Source organism: Rhizobium sp. M10, assembly GCF_002531955.1.
GTDB lineage: Bacteria > Pseudomonadota > Alphaproteobacteria > Rhizobiales > Rhizobiaceae > Rhizobium > Rhizobium etli_C.
Genome location: NZ_NWTA01000013.1, coordinates 109,808 through 125,064, shown reverse-complemented (window position 1 = coordinate 125,064; position 15,257 = coordinate 109,808). Strand labels below are relative to the sequence as shown.

Genomic DNA, 15,257 nt, shown 5'->3' with positions numbered 1-15,257 from the left:
CCATCGGGCAAAGCCGCAATCAGGCGGTCAGTCCCTCGATGTCGAGGATGAAGGCGAATTCGCCGGCAAGCCCCGGCGCGTGAGCGATGACCGGCCCGCCATCCGCAAGCAGCTTGTCGATCGGCGGCATCGCCACCACAGCGCCGGCCTCTTCGGCGATCAGCGCGCCGGCAAGCATGTCCCAGGCATTGAGATGGCGTTCGTAATAGAGGTCGGCGGCACCCTCGGCGACGCGAACCAGGTCGATGGCAGCCGCGCCCATGCGGCGATAGTCGATGCCGCGTTCGTGCAGCCGCCGGGAGAGTGCGAGATAGTCGTCGAAACTCGTTTTGCGGGAATGGCCGAGGATGACCAGCGCATTGGCCGGATCGTCGGTTGCGGCGGCATGAATGGCAAGCCCATCCTTGAAGGCGCCGCCGCCGCGCACAGCATGGACGACCTTGTCCTCGGCAGCGTCGTAAACCACGCCGATCTCGATCCTGCCGCCGGCGACGAAAGCGATCGAGACGCCCCAATGACGGAAGCCCCTGATATAATTGGTCGTGCCGTCGATCGGATCGACGACCCAGGCGCCGACCCCGTCCGACAGTCCGCCGCTTTCCTCTCCCATGAACGTATCGTCCGGAAAGCGCGAGAGGAGCCCGTCGCGGATCGCCTGTTCGGCCCTCTTGTCGGCGACAGTGACGAAATCCTGCAATCCCTTGTTTTCGACGGCGAGGATGCCGGGGTCAGAGTCGCGCCGAAACCGGGCCGCTTCCCGTCCGGTCTCGAGGGCAACGGCGATCGCGACCTCCGCCCGGGCCCGGATGGCAGCGGCATCGAATGCGGAATTCATCAAGCGGTCCTTCTTCTTATCAGTGTCACCGGTGTAAATTCGACGCGCGCCGTCAGGTCCGGCTCGGCTATCCGGCTCATCAGCAGATCGACGGTCTGTTCGGCCTGGATATCGCAAGGCTGGCGGATCGTCGTTAGCTCATAGGCGGTCCAGCTCGCCTGCGGAATATCGTCATGGCCGATGATGGAGAGTGGCGGCGCGTCGTCGCGGCCGCGGCCCCGCATGATGCGGTCGAGGACGCCGCAGGCCATGTAGTCGTTGGCGCAGAACAAGCCGTCAATGCCGGATGCGGCAAGTTCGCCGGCCGCGTCATAGCCGCTGCGATAATCGTTGATCCTGATCTGCAGAAACTGCGGCTCGGCGCCGAGCTGCTTGCAGCGGGCAATGAAGGCCTCGCTGCGTCGCCGCGCCGTATAGGATATCGCGGGTGCGGCCATCACGGCGGGCTTTCGCACGCCGCTTTCGATCAAGTGGGTGGCGGCGAGATGGCCGGCCATGCGGTCGTCCGAGATGATGCGATCGACAAAAGGAATGTCGTTGCCCTTGTTGATCAGCACGATCGGCACGCCTTCGGCCGCACATTGCTCGCAGATCGTGGTCGGCGGTGCGTCCGAGGTGACGATGACGCCGGAGACGGCGTAATGCAGCAGCTGGCCGATGACCGTCGACGTATCCGCCTCCTGCGAGGTCGGCAGCAGGATCGGACGGAAATTGCGGGCAAGCAGCACTCTCGACAGATGCTCGATCTGCAATGTGCGGAACGGATTGTCGAGGCCGGCGGCGACGACGCCGACGAGATCGGAGCGTTTGTTGGTGAGGCTTCGGGCAAGGTAGTTCACCCGGTAGCCGAGCTCCTTGGCGGCCTGATAGACCTTTTCCCGGGTCTTCGGTGAGACGCTGGCGTCTGGTGTGAAGGCACGTGAGACGGCCGCGCGCGAGACGCCGGCCACCCGCGCCACGTCGAAGGAGGTTACCTTGCGCGGTCCCTTATCCCTGTCTGGCAACTGCTTTTTCCCTCTCTGCCGACGGCCGCATCAGATCGGGCAGATCCGTGCAGATGCCGAGAACCGGAAGCTTCATGATATCGTCGAGAATGGCCGGCCGCTCCTCGTGCCAGAGCACGATCTCGCGGCCCGCCTCAAAGGCACGCTGCATCAGCGCGTCGCTTACCAGGTCCTGCGGCCGCGCGCCTGCCCTCTCCCAGCAGAGATGCAGAATATCGGCGCCGGCCTCGTCGCCCAGCGCATGCGGATCATGGCCGACGCGGATCAGCACCGAAAGCGGGAAATCGCAGCCCGCGTCCCTGAGTTCGCGCACCTGCGCCGTATCGAAGGAGCCGAGGCAGGCAAAACGCTGGTTCATCTCGGCAAGGTGGCGCCAGCAGCGCAGGCCGATCCCGGACGCCTTCAGCTCGACATAGAGACCGGTTCCGGTCTCCCGGGCGAGAGCGGCGACTTCCGAAAAACGCGGCACGTCGACGCCGTCAAGGGCGGCGAGCTCGGCAGCCGTCATTTCGGAAATGCGTCGGTCGATGCCGAAGACGCGCTCGAGATGGTCGTCATGCGAGACGACGACCACGCCGTCGCCGGTCAGCTGCGTGTCGAGCTCCCACATCTCGGCGCCGAGTTCGGCGGCGCGGCGGAAGGCGGCGAGCGTGTTCTCGCGTTCATGGCCGCTGGCGCCGCGATGGCCGATGCAGAAGGGAAGCCGGCCCTTGGCCGCTGGCCAGCCATAGCGCTCGAAAAAAGCCGAAAAATCGCGAGTCATCAAATCCTCCTGCCATTTTCGTCGAAGACGAACACGCCACGGCTGTCGATCGCCCAGGTGACATGGTCGCCGACATGGATATCGTTGCGCACCGGCTGAATCGAACGCAACAGCGGGCCACCTGCAAGAGCCACGTCGTAGAGGTTTTCGCGGCCCTGTGTCTCGGCGAAGGTGATCTTGCCGGTGACGGGGGTATCACCCGCCGGTGTGAAATGCTCGGGCCTGACGCCAAGCATCAGCTTGCTGCCCTCGGCGGCGCCGACAGTGCCTGGCAGCGGCACGCGGATCTCGCTCTCGGGGATGATGAAGGCACCTTTGTCCATGACGCCGCGCAGGAAGGTGATCGGCGGATTGCCGAGGAAGCCGGCGACGAAAGCGGTTTTCGGGTCATTGTACATTTCGGCCGGCGTGGCGATCTGGACGATCTCGCCCTCCTTCATGATGGCGATGCGGTCGCACATGCTCATCGCCTCCACCTGGTCATGGGTGACGAGAATGGCGGTGATGCCGGTCTCGCGCTGCAGCCGGCGGATTTCCGAGCGCATTTCGAGGCGCAGCTTGGCGTCGAGATTGGCGAGCGGTTCGTCGAGCAGCAGCACATCAGGCTTGCGGATCAGGGCGCGGGCCAGCGCCACGCGCTGCTGCTGGCCGCCGGAAAGCTGCGCCGGTCGGCGTTCCATGAGATTGTCGATGTGGACAAGCCCGGAAATGCGATCGACCTCCTTGCGAATGTCTGAGACAGGCACGCCCTTCACCTTCAGGGGAAAAGCGATGTTTTCGGCGACCGTCATATGCGGGTAGAGCGCATAGGACTGGAAGACGACGCCGACATTGCGGGCCTGGCTCGGCAGGTCGGTGACGTCGCGGTCGCCGAAGAGGATGCGTCCGCTGGTCGGCCGGTGGATGCCGCAGACCGCGAAAAGCGTCGTCGATTTGCCGCAGCCGGAAGGCCCGAGCAGCGCCAGCATCTCGCCGTCGCGGACTTCGAGCTGCATGTTCTCGATGACCTTGGTGGAGCCGAAGCTCTTCGAAAAATTGTCGAGGAGGATGCGCATCAGCCTTTGCTCCCGCCGCCGTAGATGTTCATCAGATATTTGTTGAAGAGCGCGTAAGCGATCAGCACCGGAATGAGGTAGAAGAGGCCGACCGCCTTGAACATATTGAAATCGTAATTGTTGTCGTCGGCGAGGAAGCCGGCGAGATAGACCGACAGCACCTGCACGTCATTGCCCGGCGCCAGCACCTGCGGCAGGATGAATTCGCCCCAGCCGGCGAGGAAGGAAAACAGGCCGAGCGCCATGATGCCGGGCTTGACCTGCGGCAGCACGAGGCTGCGCCAGACCCGGAAGCGCGAGGCGCCGTCGACGACGCCGGCCATTTCGATTTCCCAGGGCACGGTGTCGTAGAAGCCCTTCATCAGCCAGATGCCGAGCGGCAGGTCGATCGCCGCCTTCACCAGGATGACGCCGATCAGCGAATTGTAGAGGCCGATCATCTGCAGCACGATGAAGATAGCGATGATCAGCGTCACCGACGGGAAGGCATGCAGCACCATGACGCCGGCAAGGAAGAAGCCGCGCGCCGGCACGTTCAGCCGCGACAGCACGTAGCCGGCCATCGACGAGACGATGAGCACGAGGCTGGTGGTGCAGGCCGAAAACAGCAGCGTATTCACCGTCACCTGCCAGATATTCGCCTTGCCCGCCGTCGTCTGCCACAGGAAACGCCAGTGATTGAGCGTCAGGCCGGAGGGCAGCAGCGCATCCGGCTGCTTCACCGTCACGGTGTCGAGGAAGAGATAGACATACATCAGCAGCAGCGGCAGGCTGACGATGGTGAGCGCCGTTATGACGGGCCAGCTGCGATAATTTGCCGAGGGCTGCGATTGTTCGGCCATGGTCAGTCCTCGATCAGGGGCTTGGCGACAAGCGTGCCGTAGTTGAAGACGCGCAGATAAAGGAGCGACAGCATCACGCCGATGACGACGAGCACCAGCGCCATGGCCGCGCCCAGCCCGTATTCGAGATTGCCGGCATAATTCCTGAGCGCGGTGTGATAGGCGGAGAGCGCCCAGACCTCGGTCGCGTTGCCCGGTCCGCCATTGGTGGCGAGCAGGATTTCATTGAAAGAGGCGAGCAGCGACAGCGTCTGGTAGCAGGTGACGAAGAGGATCGGCCAGCGCATCTGCGGCAGGATGATGTAGCGGATCTGCTGCCAGCGCGAGGCGCCGTCGACCTCGCTGGCATAGAACTGGCTCTTCGGAATGGCCTTCATTGCCGAGGAGAACACCAGCATGCCCATCGAGGCGCCGATGAAGCCGTTGATCAGCACGACGAAGAACCAGGCATTATAAGCGTTGTCGAGCAGGTAGTTCTTCGGCGGATAGCCGAACTTGCCCATCAGGATCGAAATGAAACCGGTATCCCAGGCGAGCCATTTCCACAGCATGACGTAGATGACGACGGGGGTGATGCGCGGCAGAAGCCAGATACCGCGAAAGATCGAGGCCGGCGTCGGCGGCATATAATGCGTCCAGATGGCGAGCAGCAGGGCATAGCCGACATTGAAGAGCGTCAGCACCAGCGCGACGTAGAGCGCAGTGTTGAAGAGCACCCGCGCCATATCAGGCGAGGTGGCGATGCGGGAGAAATTGTCTGATGTCCAGGTCCAGCCGGTATAGGTGGCCTCGGCCACCGTTTCCTTCTGTTCCTGAGTCAGCTTGAGACCGAGGGTGTCCAGCGCCGAAAACAGCTGTTCCTTGCTGTCGAAGCGGGTGTTGACGACGGAGCGGTTGAACTGTTCGGAGATCTGTTTGACCGCGCGCGTCGAAGGCCGGTCGGCGAGATCCTTGATCATACGCTCGGCTTCGCGGCGCGTCGGGAAGACCTCGCCGGCATGTTTGGCGCGCAGCTCCGCGGCGATACCAGGCGCAAGGCCGAGACCCTCGACGGCCTTGAGGCCCGCCTCGTCGATCGCGTAGCGCGGTTCGGCCATCTCGGCGGCGATGTCGGGCATGGCCGACTTCAGTGGGATCAGGGAATTGGGTGCGATCTGATAGACGCCGCCGGAAATGCCGGTTGCGGTCGTCATATTGGTCATCGAGAAGACCGCCGTCAGAACCACCGGCATCAGGAAGAACAGGACGATCATGATCGCCGCAGGCGCGATCATCACCAGTCCAAGCCCTCTGGACGATTTCATGGAAGCCTCCTCGCGGGACGGACCGGGCAGCGGGGTCGCCGCTGCCCGGAAGAGTGCTTCGACTTTAGCGGATGACGATCTTGTCGCCGAGCGTGCTCTTCAGCTCGTTCTCGGCATCGCCGATGGCGGCGTCGACGGTCTTGGCGCCGGTCCAGGATGCCTCGAGGTTCTTCCACATGATGTTCCAATATTTGCCGAAATCGGAATTGTTCGGCATCGCATTGGCATGCGGCAGCAGGCGCTCGGTGGCTTCGCGAGCCCAGCGGTCGTCCGCATAGAAGTCCACTTCGGCTTCGGCTTTGGAGATGCCGAGATGGGCGGATTTGATCGCATGCAGCGCGTTGATGCGCGGTTCGGAGGCGATCGTGATCAGCTGAGCGGCGATCTGTGTATCTTCATCGCTGTGTCCTGCGGTCAGCATGTAGACGAGCGGATGCGTCAGCGTGTTGGCCTTGCCGCCCTCGCCGGCCGGGATCAGCGTGAAGACGATGTTGTCGAAGAAATCCTTCAGGCCTTCCTGGTTGACGAGGCGGGCATAATGCCAGGTGCCGGCGTCCCAGATGCCGGCCTTGCCGGTGGCGACTTCCTTCCACCACTGATCACCCGGCATGCCGATATGGTTCTTCTTGGTGACGCCCGTTTTCACGGCATCGGAGATGAACTGATAGGTGCGGGTCATGGCCGCCTTGTCGAAAACGAGCTTGCCGTTTTCTTCCATCGTGCCGCCGAAGCTCGTGTAGAACTGCCAGTAGTCAGGGCCGTTGCTGGGGCGCGGATAGAAGCCGTAGCCGGGCTGGACGAGACCCTTGTCCTGCATCTTCTTGGCGTCTTCGAGCAGGTTCTTCATGGTGTACTTGCCGTCCTGAACGTTCTGCGGCAATGCATCGAGATCGGCGTCGCTATAGCCGATCGCCTTCATGTAAGGCCTCCAGAAGAACATCGGGCGGGATTCTGCATCCTGCGGAATGCCGTATACGGTGCCGTTGTAGGAGGCGATCTGCATCAGGTTTTCGTAGATGCCGTTGAGCGGCCAGGCGTCGAGATCAACGTGATCCTCGATCGGAACGATAAGGCCGGCCTGTGACCAGGGCGCGATATCTTCATGACCGCTGGCGACGATGTTCGGGGCGGTCTTGGCTTCCGCGGCAAGCGTCAGCGCCTGCTTGAAATCGTCCCAGCCGGAATAGGGCTTCTTCTCGATGGTGATCTTCAGGTCTTCACCCTTGAGCGCGGCTTCGCGCTGCAGCTGCTGGGCTGCGATCTCGATGGCGTCGAGGCGATAGGTGTCGTTCGGGCCGGTGCCGCCGGCCCAGACGCTGATGGTAACGTCCTTGGCAAGCGCAAAGGCGGAGGTCGAGGCCAGGATGGCGGCCGCGATCGTAAGGGATTTCAACGTCGGCAAAATGGTCATTTTCTTCGTCTCCCTGGAAGAGCAGTGTGAAGCCTCTTGGCGGGTCAGCACTGTCGCTTGACGGCCGTTCCGAAACCCCACGAAAACGTGACATGTCCCGCTCTATGGGCTCAACGTAACGGCCGAATGACAAAATTGAGCACGTGTGCAAAATTATTATGACGATGTCCGAAAGACTTGCAAGCGACGGTTTTCAGCGGGCATGTTTTGCGCTTCAAATTGCGCTTATGCTGGGCTAGCATCACGACATGAGCCTTGAATCCGTCCGCGCCTTCCTCCGTGCGCATGCCCCCGATATCGACATCATCGAAACCGCCGAGAGTTCCTCGACGGTTGCCCTTGCCGCCGAGGCCCATGGCATCGAGCCCGCCCAGATCGCCAAGACGATCTGCCTGCGCGTCGGCGAGCAGATGATGTTGGTTGTCGCCGGCGGGACGGCCCGCCTCGACAATCGCAAGTTCAAGGACACGTTCGGGGCCAAGGGGCGCATGCTCGATGCCGAAGAGGTCGTGGCGGTCACCAGCCATCCGGTTGGCGGTGTCTGCCCCTTCGGCCTGCCCTCGCCGCTGCCGATCTATTGCGATATTTCGCTCAAACGCTTCGACGAAGTCGTCCCGGCGGCCGGCTCGACCAATTCGGCCGTGCGCATCGCCACAGGGCGGCTGGCGGAGTTGACCGGGGCCAGCTGGGTCGATGTCTGCCAGTAAAGCAGCGGAAGAACTTCACACGCGGGAAAGAATACCTATATGACATCTCGATATGCCGCGATGTGCATGACAGGAGATTAGGAATGCCGAGTGCCGTTTCGCGTTTTGCCAAGGTCGCGGCCATTGCCGTACTGACGAGCGCTACCGTTTTTGCTTCGCTCGGGGATGCCGAGGCGCGCCGCGCCGGCGGCGGTTTCGGAAGCCGCGGCACGCGCACCTTCCAGGCTCCGCCTGTCACTCAAACTGCGCCTGCTCCGGCCGCGCCGATCGAACGGTCGATGACGCCACGCCCGCAGATGACGGCGCCCGCTGCCGCGCAACAGCCCTTCGGCGCCCAGCGCCCGGGCCTCTTCGGCGGTTTCGGCCGGTCGATGATCGGCGGCCTGATCGCCGGCGGCCTTCTCGGCATGCTGCTCGGCCACGGTTTCGGCGGCGGCTTCGGCTTCCTCGGCATGCTGCTGCAGATCGCGCTGATCGGCGGCGCCATCATGCTGGCGATGCGTTATTTCGCCAATCGCCGCCAGCCCTCCTACGGGGTGAGCGGCCAGAGCCGCTCCTATAATATGTCGCCTACCAACAATTCGTCCTTCCAGATCCCCGCGATCGGTTCGGGCGCTTCTTTCGGCCAATCGTCGCGCGGCAACCGCCCGAGCGACGAGATCGGGCTGGCACAGGCCGATCTCGATCAGTTCGAGGAATTGCTGACCAGCATTCAGACCGCTTACGGCGCTGAGGATTATGGCACGCTGCGCCGGCTGACGACGCCCGAGGCCATGTCCTATCTTGCCGAGGAACTCGGCGAAAACGCCACCAACGGCGTGCGCAACCGCGTCTCCGACGTCAAGCTGCTGCAGGGCGATATTGCCGAGGCCTGGCGCGAAGACGGCCAGGAATATGCAACGCTCGCCATGCGTTACTCGTCGATCGACGCCATGGTCGAACGCGACAGCGGCCGTGTCGTTTCCGGCGACGACCGCCGTCCGAGCGAAAGCACCGAGGTGTGGACCTTCGTGCGCAAATCGGGCGCTGACTGGAAGCTCGCCGCGATCCAGGGCACCGAGCAGCGCGCCGCCTGAGGTGGCGCGCTTACCCTGGCTTAATTCACCGCGACCGGTTTGGAGCGCATGCGGGAGACCGTCTCGCGTTCCGCCCTTTTGCAGCGCATCGGCGGCAAGCCGCGATCCATCAGGTCCATATCTTCCAGCACCATATCGCCCATCTTCTTGAAGGCGCTGTCGAGGGCGCCGGCCCGATGCGCCGAGCGGATGAAGCCTTTCAGGCTGCGCACCGGATGATCGGGCGGCAGCGGCTCTTGCGGATAGACGTCGCTCGCCGCGACGATATGGCCTGACGAGACGGCCGCCATCAGCGCATCGAAATCGACGACATCGGCGCGGCTGAGCAGGATGAAGGCCGCACCCTTGCGCATGCCGGCGAAGGCCTCGGCGCCGAGAAATCCCTTGTTTTCGCTGGTGACTGCGGCGACGACGAAGACAAAATCGCTCTTCGTCAGAACATCCTCCAGGCTTGCCGGTTCGACGCCGTTTTCCTCGAGGATCGATTGGGGCAGCCAGGGATCGAACACCCTGATGCGCGCCCTGAAGCCGGACAGCACCCGGTGCAGCGCCCTGCCGAGATCGCCGAAGCCGATAATGCCGATCTCGGAACCGGCGACGAGCCGCGCGCTCGCATTGCCCTCCCCGCCCCAGAGTTCGTTGCCTTCGCGAAAGGCGACGTCCGCATCGACGATGCCGCGCGCCAAGGCCAGCGCGAAGCCGAGGCCGATTTCAGCGACCGGCTCGGCGAAGACCTGGCCCGTCGTCACGACATGAATGCCGCGCTGGAAGAGCACGTCATAGGGCATGTTGTTCAGGAGATTGCTTTCGACGTTGAGGATCGAGCGCAGGGCCGGCATTCTGGCGAGCGTTTCGGCCGAAAGCGGCGGCTGGCCGATGATGTAGCGCGCCCTGCCGAGGATCTCGTCGCCGAGTCTGGCGATATTTTCCGGGTCGGCTTCGACAATTTCGTATTTCGCGTGCAGTTCGGCGCGCGCCTCGTCGCTGAAGATCAGATCCAGCGTGCGCGGTTCGGGTGCACTGATCGCCAGCGGCCGTTCGATAATGCTCATGCGCATCCTCCTCCATGGCGGCGATTGGGCCGCCTTAGCCGAACGATTGATAGCTGCTGCGTGAAGCCCTTTCCAGTTGGCGAGGAGGAATATGAACCGGGCGGCGTCGAAACGCCCCGGCCTTGCGCAGTCTGGCGCCAGAAGAAAGCAATCGAAAGCGGCATTTGCCTATCGGATAAGCAATTGAATTGGTTGGCATTTGCTGGTTTTTCGTTGACGATGCAATTTCCTTGAACTAGCGTGATGCGCGCGACTTTGAACCATGCCGATGTTCGGCGGCCGCAGGAATTTGCAATTTCACGAGGGAATCGAGCAATGAAATCAGCACTCAAGAGCGTCCTTGTTGCTTTGGCTGCCGTCGCGCTTCCGGCCGTTGCCTCGGCGCATCCGGCCATCGGCGAAGCCGCCGGCTTCAGCCATGGCTTTGCTCACCCGATGTCCGGCCTCGACCATATGCTTGCAATGGTGATGGTCGGCGTTTTTGCCTTTCAGCTTGGCGGCCGCGCCACCTGGCTCGTGCCGACGACCTTCGTCCTAGTGATGGCGCTCGGCGGAGCCCTCGGGGTGGCCGGCATCAATGTTCCCTTCGTTGAAACCGGCATTGCGCTTTCGGTCGTCATCCTCGGCGCCATCGTGGCGCTCAACGTCAAGGCACCGCTGGCCGTAGCGGCTGGTCTCATTGGTCTCTTCGCCATCTTCCACGGTCATGCGCACGGCGCCGAAATGCCGGAAAATGCTGCCGGCGCCGCCTATGCCGCCGGTTTCATGGTCGCGACGGCACTGCTTCACGCCGCCGGCCTCGCCCTCGGCTACGCCGTCGGGCGTGCCGGCGAACGTCAAGGCATCCTGGTGACGCGCACGGCCGGCAGCATTGCCGCCCTTGCCGGCGTCGGCATCCTGTCCGGCCTGATCTGAGCCTGGCACCATTCGAGCCGCCTCCGCAGCGGGGCGGCCGCATCCGATATCGCAGTCACCAAACGCCCGGTAGCGCCTTGCCGGGCGTTTTTGCGTCATCTCCGCAAATTGCTGCGGATTTGACTTAAGTCAAATCCGGCTGTGGCGCCCCAGGCTATATCTGACGCACGATCAACGGACGGACATCCAAATTGACGCAGGGCCGCCTTGCAGATTGTCGGCTGGGTCCGAAAGTCTGTATAGTGATTTCAGAAATTTCTGAAATCACAGACGCAACGGAAACGACGATGAACCTTCCGCCTCTTGTCCAGTCCTTCGTTCTCCATTTCGGCGAAATGGGTTCCCGCTGGGGAATCAACCGCACGGTCGGCCAGATCTATGCCCTGCTCTTCGTCTCCCCTGCGCCGCTCTGTGCGGAAGAGATCGCCGATTCCCTTAGCATCTCGCGTTCCAACGTCTCGATGAGCCTGCGCGAGTTGCAGGCCTGGAACCTTGTTCTTCTCAAGCACAAGCCGGATGATCGCCGCGATTTCTTCATCACGCCGGATGATGTCTGGCAGATATTGCGGACGCTCGCCGAGGAACGAAAGAAGCGCGAGGTCGACCCGACGCTGTCTGTTCTGCGCGAGATCCTGATGCAGCGCCCCGCCAGCGAGGCCGAACGGCACGCGCAACAGCGCATGGGCGAGATGCACACGCTGATCGAACAGCTGACCCATTGGTACGAAGACGTAAAACAACTTGAGACTGAGAGGCTTGCAACGCTACTCTCGCTCGGCGCGAAAGTGACAAAGCTTCTGGAGGCCAAGGACCGGGTCGTCTCGCTCGGCCGCGGTCGCCGGCCGAATCCTGCGAACAAGAGTTAGCGTCATGGGCACGGCTTTCTTCGACGCGAGAGACAGACCAGAGGCTCGGCCACTGCCGGAGGGCGAAGCCGTGCCGGCCGGCCGCGATGCGACCAAGAGCGGATTGCGCCGGGCGGCGATGCTGCAGGCGCTGGCCGCCGCTTTCTGGGTTCCTCAGGCCGGGTTGCTGGCCGTGGCGGTGGGGCGCATCGCCGATGGTGGCGGGTTGCGTGAGGTGTTCTGGCCAGCCCTCGGCACTTTTGTCCTCGGACTTGCAAGAAGCTGTCTCGACGCGGCCGGCGGCCGCCTGGCCTTTCATGTCGCGCGCGCCGAGCTCAGCCGCAGGCGGCGGATTGTGGCCGCGGCCCTCTCCTGCTCATCGCCCATCGATCGCGACCGGCCAGTCTCCGGCAAAGCGGCAAGCGCGCTTGGCGAGCAAGCCGAACTCATCATGCCCTACCTCTCCCGTTTTCAGCCGGCGCGCATCAAGGCGAGCCTCGTGCCGCTTGTCATTCTTGCCTGCGTCCTGCCGGTCTCCTGGATCGCGGCGCTGGTTCTGCTGTTCGCCGCGCCGCTGATCCCGATCTTCATGGCGCTGATCGGCTGGCGCGCCCAGGCGGCCAGCGAAAGACAACTCGTTGCCACCGGCGGTCTCAACGGCTTCCTGCTCGACCGCCTCCGCGGCCTGGCGACGATCCGCGCGCTCGGCGCGGTCGATGCAACCGCATTGCGGCTGCGCCAGGAGGCGGAATCGCTGCGTAAGCGCACCATGGCGGTGCTTAAGATCGCCTTTCTCTCTTCGGCCGTGCTCGAGCTTTTTGCCGCCCTCGGTGTGGCGATGATCGCCGTCTATGTCGGCTTCAGCCTGCTCGGCGAGATCCGTTTCGGCACTTGGGCAGGCCGGCTCGACCTGACGGAGGGATTGTTCATCCTGCTGCTGGCGCCGGCCTTTTTCGAGCCGCTGCGCGAGCTCTCGGCCGTCTGGCACGACCGGGCGGCGGGTGATGCGGCGCTGAAGGCCCTGGACGCTCTTGCTGCTGGCGGCATGCCGATTCAGGGATCGGCCGAAGTTGCGCCGTTGATATCCGCCGGTGCGCCGGCCATCGAGTTTGACAATCTCGTCTTTCGCTACGGTGCCGATGAAGCCGTGATCCTCAGCGACTTCAATCTCAATATCGCCGCCGGCGAACATCTGGCGCTTCTCGGCGCCAGCGGTTCCGGCAAGTCGACGCTTCTTTCGCTGATGGCGGGGCTGGCGCCCTGCACCGGCGGTCGCATCGTCATCGGCGGCGTCGAGCTTATGGACGACACGGCCGGCGGCTTGCGCGGCGGCATGGCCTGGATCGGCCAGAGGCCGCATATCTTTGCCGGCACCATTGCGGGAAATGCCGCGCTCGGCAGAACCGACATTTCGCGCGCCGGCGTGGCGAAGGCGCTGGACGCCGCGAGGCTCGGACAGGCGATCGCCGCTTATGGCAGCCGGCCGCTCGGAGAAGGCGGGACCGGGCTTTCCGGCGGCGAGGCGCTGCGGCTTGCGATCGCGCGGGCGGCCTGCAATCCGCATCTGCGGCTGATCCTGGCCGACGAGCCGACCGCGCATCTCGACGCTGCCACCGCGGCGGAGGTTACCGAGAGCCTGCTTTCGCTCGCCAGGGGACGCACTTTGATCGTTGCGACCCACGATCCGCTGCTTGCCGCACGCATGCATCGCAGCGTGCGCATCGATTCCGACAGCATGATCCGGGAGGCGGCCGAATGAGCGGTGTTGCTGCAGATCTCAAGCCGATCCTGCGCCTGTTTCTCGCCGAGCGCCGGCGAGCACTGCTGCTCGGCGCGGTGCTTTCGGCAGCGACGGTGACTGCGGGCATTGCCCTTCTCGGCCTGTCCGGCTGGTTCATCACCGCCACCTCGCTTGCCGGCCTTTCGGCTGCGGCCGCCGTCACTTTCGACGTCTTTGCGCCCTCGGCCGGCATTCGCCTGCTGGCCATCGTCCGAACCGCGGCGCGTTATGGCGAAAGGCTTGCGACCCATGACGCCACGCTCGGCGTGCTTGCTGCCCTGCGCGAGAGATTGTTTCGCGGTTTTGCCGAACCGGGTGCGGCGCGCGCCCTGCTCTATCGTCCCGCACGGCTGCTGTTCCGGCTGACCGCCGACGTCGATGCGCTCGACTCGCTTTATCTCCGTATTCTCGTGCCGGCCGCGGTGGCCGTCGGCGCAGCCCTGGTCGCGAGCCTCGCGCTGGGGCTGATGCATCCCTTGTTCGGTCTGTGTTTTGGTTTGCTTCTCGCCGGCGTCGGCCTCGGCCTGCCGCTGATTGCCGGCCGCGCTGCCCGCAAACATGCCCGCCGGCGCGCCCATGGCATCGAGGCGCTGCGGTCGCGGACGATCGATCTCGTCGCCGGTCAGACCGACCTGTTGATGGCCGGCCGGCTTTTCGCGCAGAAAGAGGCGATCGCCGCTGCCGATCGGCACGCCGCCAGCGCCGACGACCGCCTGAACCGCGTGGAGACCGGCCTGACCTTCGGTTTCGGCCTTGTCTCGGCGCTGCTGCTGACGGCATCGCTGCTTGCCGTTGCGGCTCTTGCGGAAGCCGGGCTGATCACAGCTCCCGTTGCGGCCCTCGGGGTGCTTGTCGCCTTTGCGGCCGTCGAACCCTTTGCGGCGCTGCGTCGCAGCGCCCTTGACCTCGGCAGGACGCTGCTTGCGGCAAGGCGCATCGCGCCGCGGCTTACCGTCGCCGTCGCATCCGAACCAGTGGCCCCTCCCCTCCCGGGATACGCCGTCTCGCTGGCTGACGTGTCCGCCTTCCATGAAGGCTCCAACGCGGCGGCGCTCGAGGATATCGATCTTGCGCTCCGCCAGGGCGAACGCCTCGCCGTCATCGGCAGCAGCGGCGCCGGCAAGTCGAGCCTGCTTGCTTTGCTTTCCGGCGAGTTGCCGGCAAGGACGGGAAGCATTGCCGCGACGACGGCGACGCTGCTGACACAACGGACGGAACTCTTTCAGGATAGCCTGCGGCGTAACCTTACCCTTGCCGACCCGAACGCGAGCGAGGCCCGTCTCCATGAAGTGCTTGCCGCCGCCGGTCTGCTTGCAGACGCCGAGGCGATGCCGCGGGGGATCGACACACGGCTCGGCGAAGGCGGGCTCGGCCTGTCCGGCGGCCAGTCGCGCCGGCTGGCGCTTGCCCGGCTCTTCCTGCGCGACACGCCGCTCTGGCTGCTCGACGAACCGACCGAGGGCCTCGACGGCGCCACCGCCCGCGACGTGCTTCAGCGCCTGTCGGCGATGGCGGCAGGCCGCTCGCTGGTGATCGCGACCCATATCCGCCGCGAGGCAGTTATCGCCGACCACATCGCCGTCATCGAAGGTGGACGCATCTTAGAAATTTCGCGCCGAGGAGAAGCGGCGTTCGAAAAGGCGCTCGACCGGCTTCGGCCGGATTGAG

14 protein-coding genes are annotated in these 15,257 nt (G+C 64.0%); 6 read left to right on the top strand and 8 right to left on the bottom strand.

Annotated features, from left to right (window positions below):
- Positions 1-19: 19 nt before the first annotated feature.
- The 7 genes from CO671_RS21180 to CO671_RS21150 all read right to left on the bottom strand — a co-directional run bounded on the left by CO671_RS21180 (position 20) and on the right by CO671_RS21150 (position 7,214).
- On the bottom strand, positions 20-835 hold the full coding sequence (locus CO671_RS21180; RefSeq protein WP_097607580.1) for an inositol monophosphatase family protein: 816 nt from the start codon (positions 833-835) through the stop codon (positions 20-22).
- Positions 835-1,839: a LacI family DNA-binding transcriptional regulator gene (locus CO671_RS21175; protein ID WP_097607579.1), complete on the bottom strand. Its 1,005-nt coding sequence runs from the start codon at positions 1,837-1,839 to the stop codon at positions 835-837. The genes CO671_RS21180 and CO671_RS21175 overlap by 1 nt, the downstream gene beginning before the upstream one ends.
- Positions 1,823-2,602, bottom strand: coding sequence for a glycerophosphodiester phosphodiesterase (locus CO671_RS21170; protein WP_097607578.1), 780 nt, complete (start codon positions 2,600-2,602; stop codon positions 1,823-1,825). Before CO671_RS21170 ends, CO671_RS21175 begins: the two co-directional genes overlap by 17 nt.
- The gene (locus CO671_RS21165; protein WP_097607577.1) at positions 2,602-3,657 is read right to left on the bottom strand and encodes an ABC transporter ATP-binding protein; all 1,056 of its coding nucleotides are present in this window, start codon (positions 3,655-3,657) and stop codon (positions 2,602-2,604) included. Before CO671_RS21165 ends, CO671_RS21170 begins: the two co-directional genes overlap by 1 nt.
- Positions 3,657-4,499 carry a carbohydrate ABC transporter permease gene (locus CO671_RS21160; RefSeq protein ID WP_097607576.1) on the bottom strand — a complete coding sequence of 281 codons (843 nt, stop codon included), beginning with the start codon at positions 4,497-4,499 and terminating at the stop codon, positions 3,657-3,659. The genes CO671_RS21165 and CO671_RS21160 overlap by 1 nt, the downstream gene beginning before the upstream one ends.
- 2 nt (positions 4,500-4,501) lie before the next feature.
- The gene (locus tag CO671_RS21155; protein WP_097607575.1) at positions 4,502-5,803 is read right to left on the bottom strand and encodes a sugar ABC transporter permease; all 1,302 of its coding nucleotides are present in this window, start codon (positions 5,801-5,803) and stop codon (positions 4,502-4,504) included.
- A 64-nt stretch (positions 5,804-5,867) separates the two neighbouring features.
- On the bottom strand, positions 5,868-7,214 hold the full coding sequence (locus CO671_RS21150; protein WP_097607574.1) for an extracellular solute-binding protein: 1,347 nt from the start codon (positions 7,212-7,214) through the stop codon (positions 5,868-5,870).
- Positions 7,215-7,462: 248 nt separating this feature from the next.
- On the opposite strand from CO671_RS21150, the gene CO671_RS21145 reads away from it, so the two are divergent.
- Both CO671_RS21145 and CO671_RS21140 read left to right on the top strand, forming a co-directional pair.
- The gene (locus CO671_RS21145) at positions 7,463-7,921 is read left to right on the top strand and encodes a YbaK/EbsC family protein (protein WP_097607573.1); all 459 of its coding nucleotides are present in this window, start codon (positions 7,463-7,465) and stop codon (positions 7,919-7,921) included.
- 83 nt (positions 7,922-8,004) lie between these two features.
- Complete coding sequence (locus CO671_RS21140) at positions 8,005-8,997, top strand: Tim44 domain-containing protein (protein ID WP_097607572.1); 993 nt, start codon at positions 8,005-8,007, stop codon at positions 8,995-8,997.
- A gap of 20 nt (positions 8,998-9,017) precedes the next feature.
- Here CO671_RS21140 and CO671_RS21135 read toward each other — a convergent pair whose 3' ends face one another.
- Complete coding sequence (locus CO671_RS21135; protein WP_097607571.1) at positions 9,018-10,049, bottom strand: hydroxyacid dehydrogenase; 1,032 nt, start codon at positions 10,047-10,049, stop codon at positions 9,018-9,020.
- 315 nt (positions 10,050-10,364) lie between these two features.
- Here CO671_RS21135 and CO671_RS21130 point away from each other — a divergent pair, with 315 nt between their 5' ends.
- The 4 genes from CO671_RS21130 to CO671_RS21115 all read left to right on the top strand — a co-directional run bounded on the left by CO671_RS21130 (position 10,365) and on the right by CO671_RS21115 (position 15,256).
- The gene (locus CO671_RS21130; RefSeq protein ID WP_097607570.1) at positions 10,365-10,964 is read left to right on the top strand and encodes a HupE/UreJ family protein; all 600 of its coding nucleotides are present in this window, start codon (positions 10,365-10,367) and stop codon (positions 10,962-10,964) included.
- A gap of 287 nt (positions 10,965-11,251) precedes the next feature.
- A complete protein-coding gene (locus CO671_RS21125; RefSeq protein WP_097607569.1) occupies positions 11,252-11,830 on the top strand; it encodes a GbsR/MarR family transcriptional regulator in 579 nt (192 codons plus the stop codon).
- 4 nt (positions 11,831-11,834) lie between these two features.
- Positions 11,835-13,568, top strand: coding sequence for a thiol reductant ABC exporter subunit CydD (gene cydD / locus CO671_RS21120; RefSeq protein ID WP_097607568.1), 1,734 nt, complete (start codon positions 11,835-11,837; stop codon positions 13,566-13,568).
- Positions 13,565-15,256 carry an ATP-binding cassette domain-containing protein gene (locus CO671_RS21115; protein WP_097607567.1) on the top strand — a complete coding sequence of 564 codons (1,692 nt, stop codon included), beginning with the start codon at positions 13,565-13,567 and terminating at the stop codon, positions 15,254-15,256. The genes cydD and CO671_RS21115 overlap by 4 nt, the downstream gene beginning before the upstream one ends.
- Position 15,257: the final 1 nt, after the last annotated feature.

Coding starts and splice junctions, on each gene's coding strand:
- CO671_RS21180 (WP_097607580.1), bottom strand. CDS start 835: ATGAATTCCGCATTCGATGCCGCTGCCATCCGGGCCCGGGCGGAGGTC.
- CO671_RS21170 (WP_097607578.1), bottom strand. CDS start 2,602: ATGACTCGCGATTTTTCGGCTTTTTTCGAGCGCTATGGCTGGCCAGCG.
- CO671_RS21165 (WP_097607577.1), bottom strand. CDS start 3,657: ATGCGCATCCTCCTCGACAATTTTTCGAAGAGCTTCGGCTCCACCAAG.
- CO671_RS21160 (WP_097607576.1), bottom strand. CDS start 4,499: ATGGCCGAACAATCGCAGCCCTCGGCAAATTATCGCAGCTGGCCCGTC.
- CO671_RS21155 (WP_097607575.1), bottom strand. CDS start 5,803: ATGAAATCGTCCAGAGGGCTTGGACTGGTGATGATCGCGCCTGCGGCG.
- CO671_RS21150 (WP_097607574.1), bottom strand. CDS start 7,214: ATGACCATTTTGCCGACGTTGAAATCCCTTACGATCGCGGCCGCCATC.
- CO671_RS21145 (WP_097607573.1), top strand. CDS start 7,463: ATGAGCCTTGAATCCGTCCGCGCCTTCCTCCGTGCGCATGCCCCCGAT.
- CO671_RS21140 (WP_097607572.1), top strand. CDS start 8,005: ATGCCGAGTGCCGTTTCGCGTTTTGCCAAGGTCGCGGCCATTGCCGTA.
- CO671_RS21135 (WP_097607571.1), bottom strand. CDS start 10,049: ATGAGCATTATCGAACGGCCGCTGGCGATCAGTGCACCCGAACCGCGC.
- CO671_RS21130 (WP_097607570.1), top strand. CDS start 10,365: ATGAAATCAGCACTCAAGAGCGTCCTTGTTGCTTTGGCTGCCGTCGCG.
- CO671_RS21125 (WP_097607569.1), top strand. CDS start 11,252: ATGAACCTTCCGCCTCTTGTCCAGTCCTTCGTTCTCCATTTCGGCGAA.
- cydD (WP_097607568.1), top strand. CDS start 11,835: ATGGGCACGGCTTTCTTCGACGCGAGAGACAGACCAGAGGCTCGGCCA.
- CO671_RS21115 (WP_097607567.1), top strand. CDS start 13,565: ATGAGCGGTGTTGCTGCAGATCTCAAGCCGATCCTGCGCCTGTTTCTC.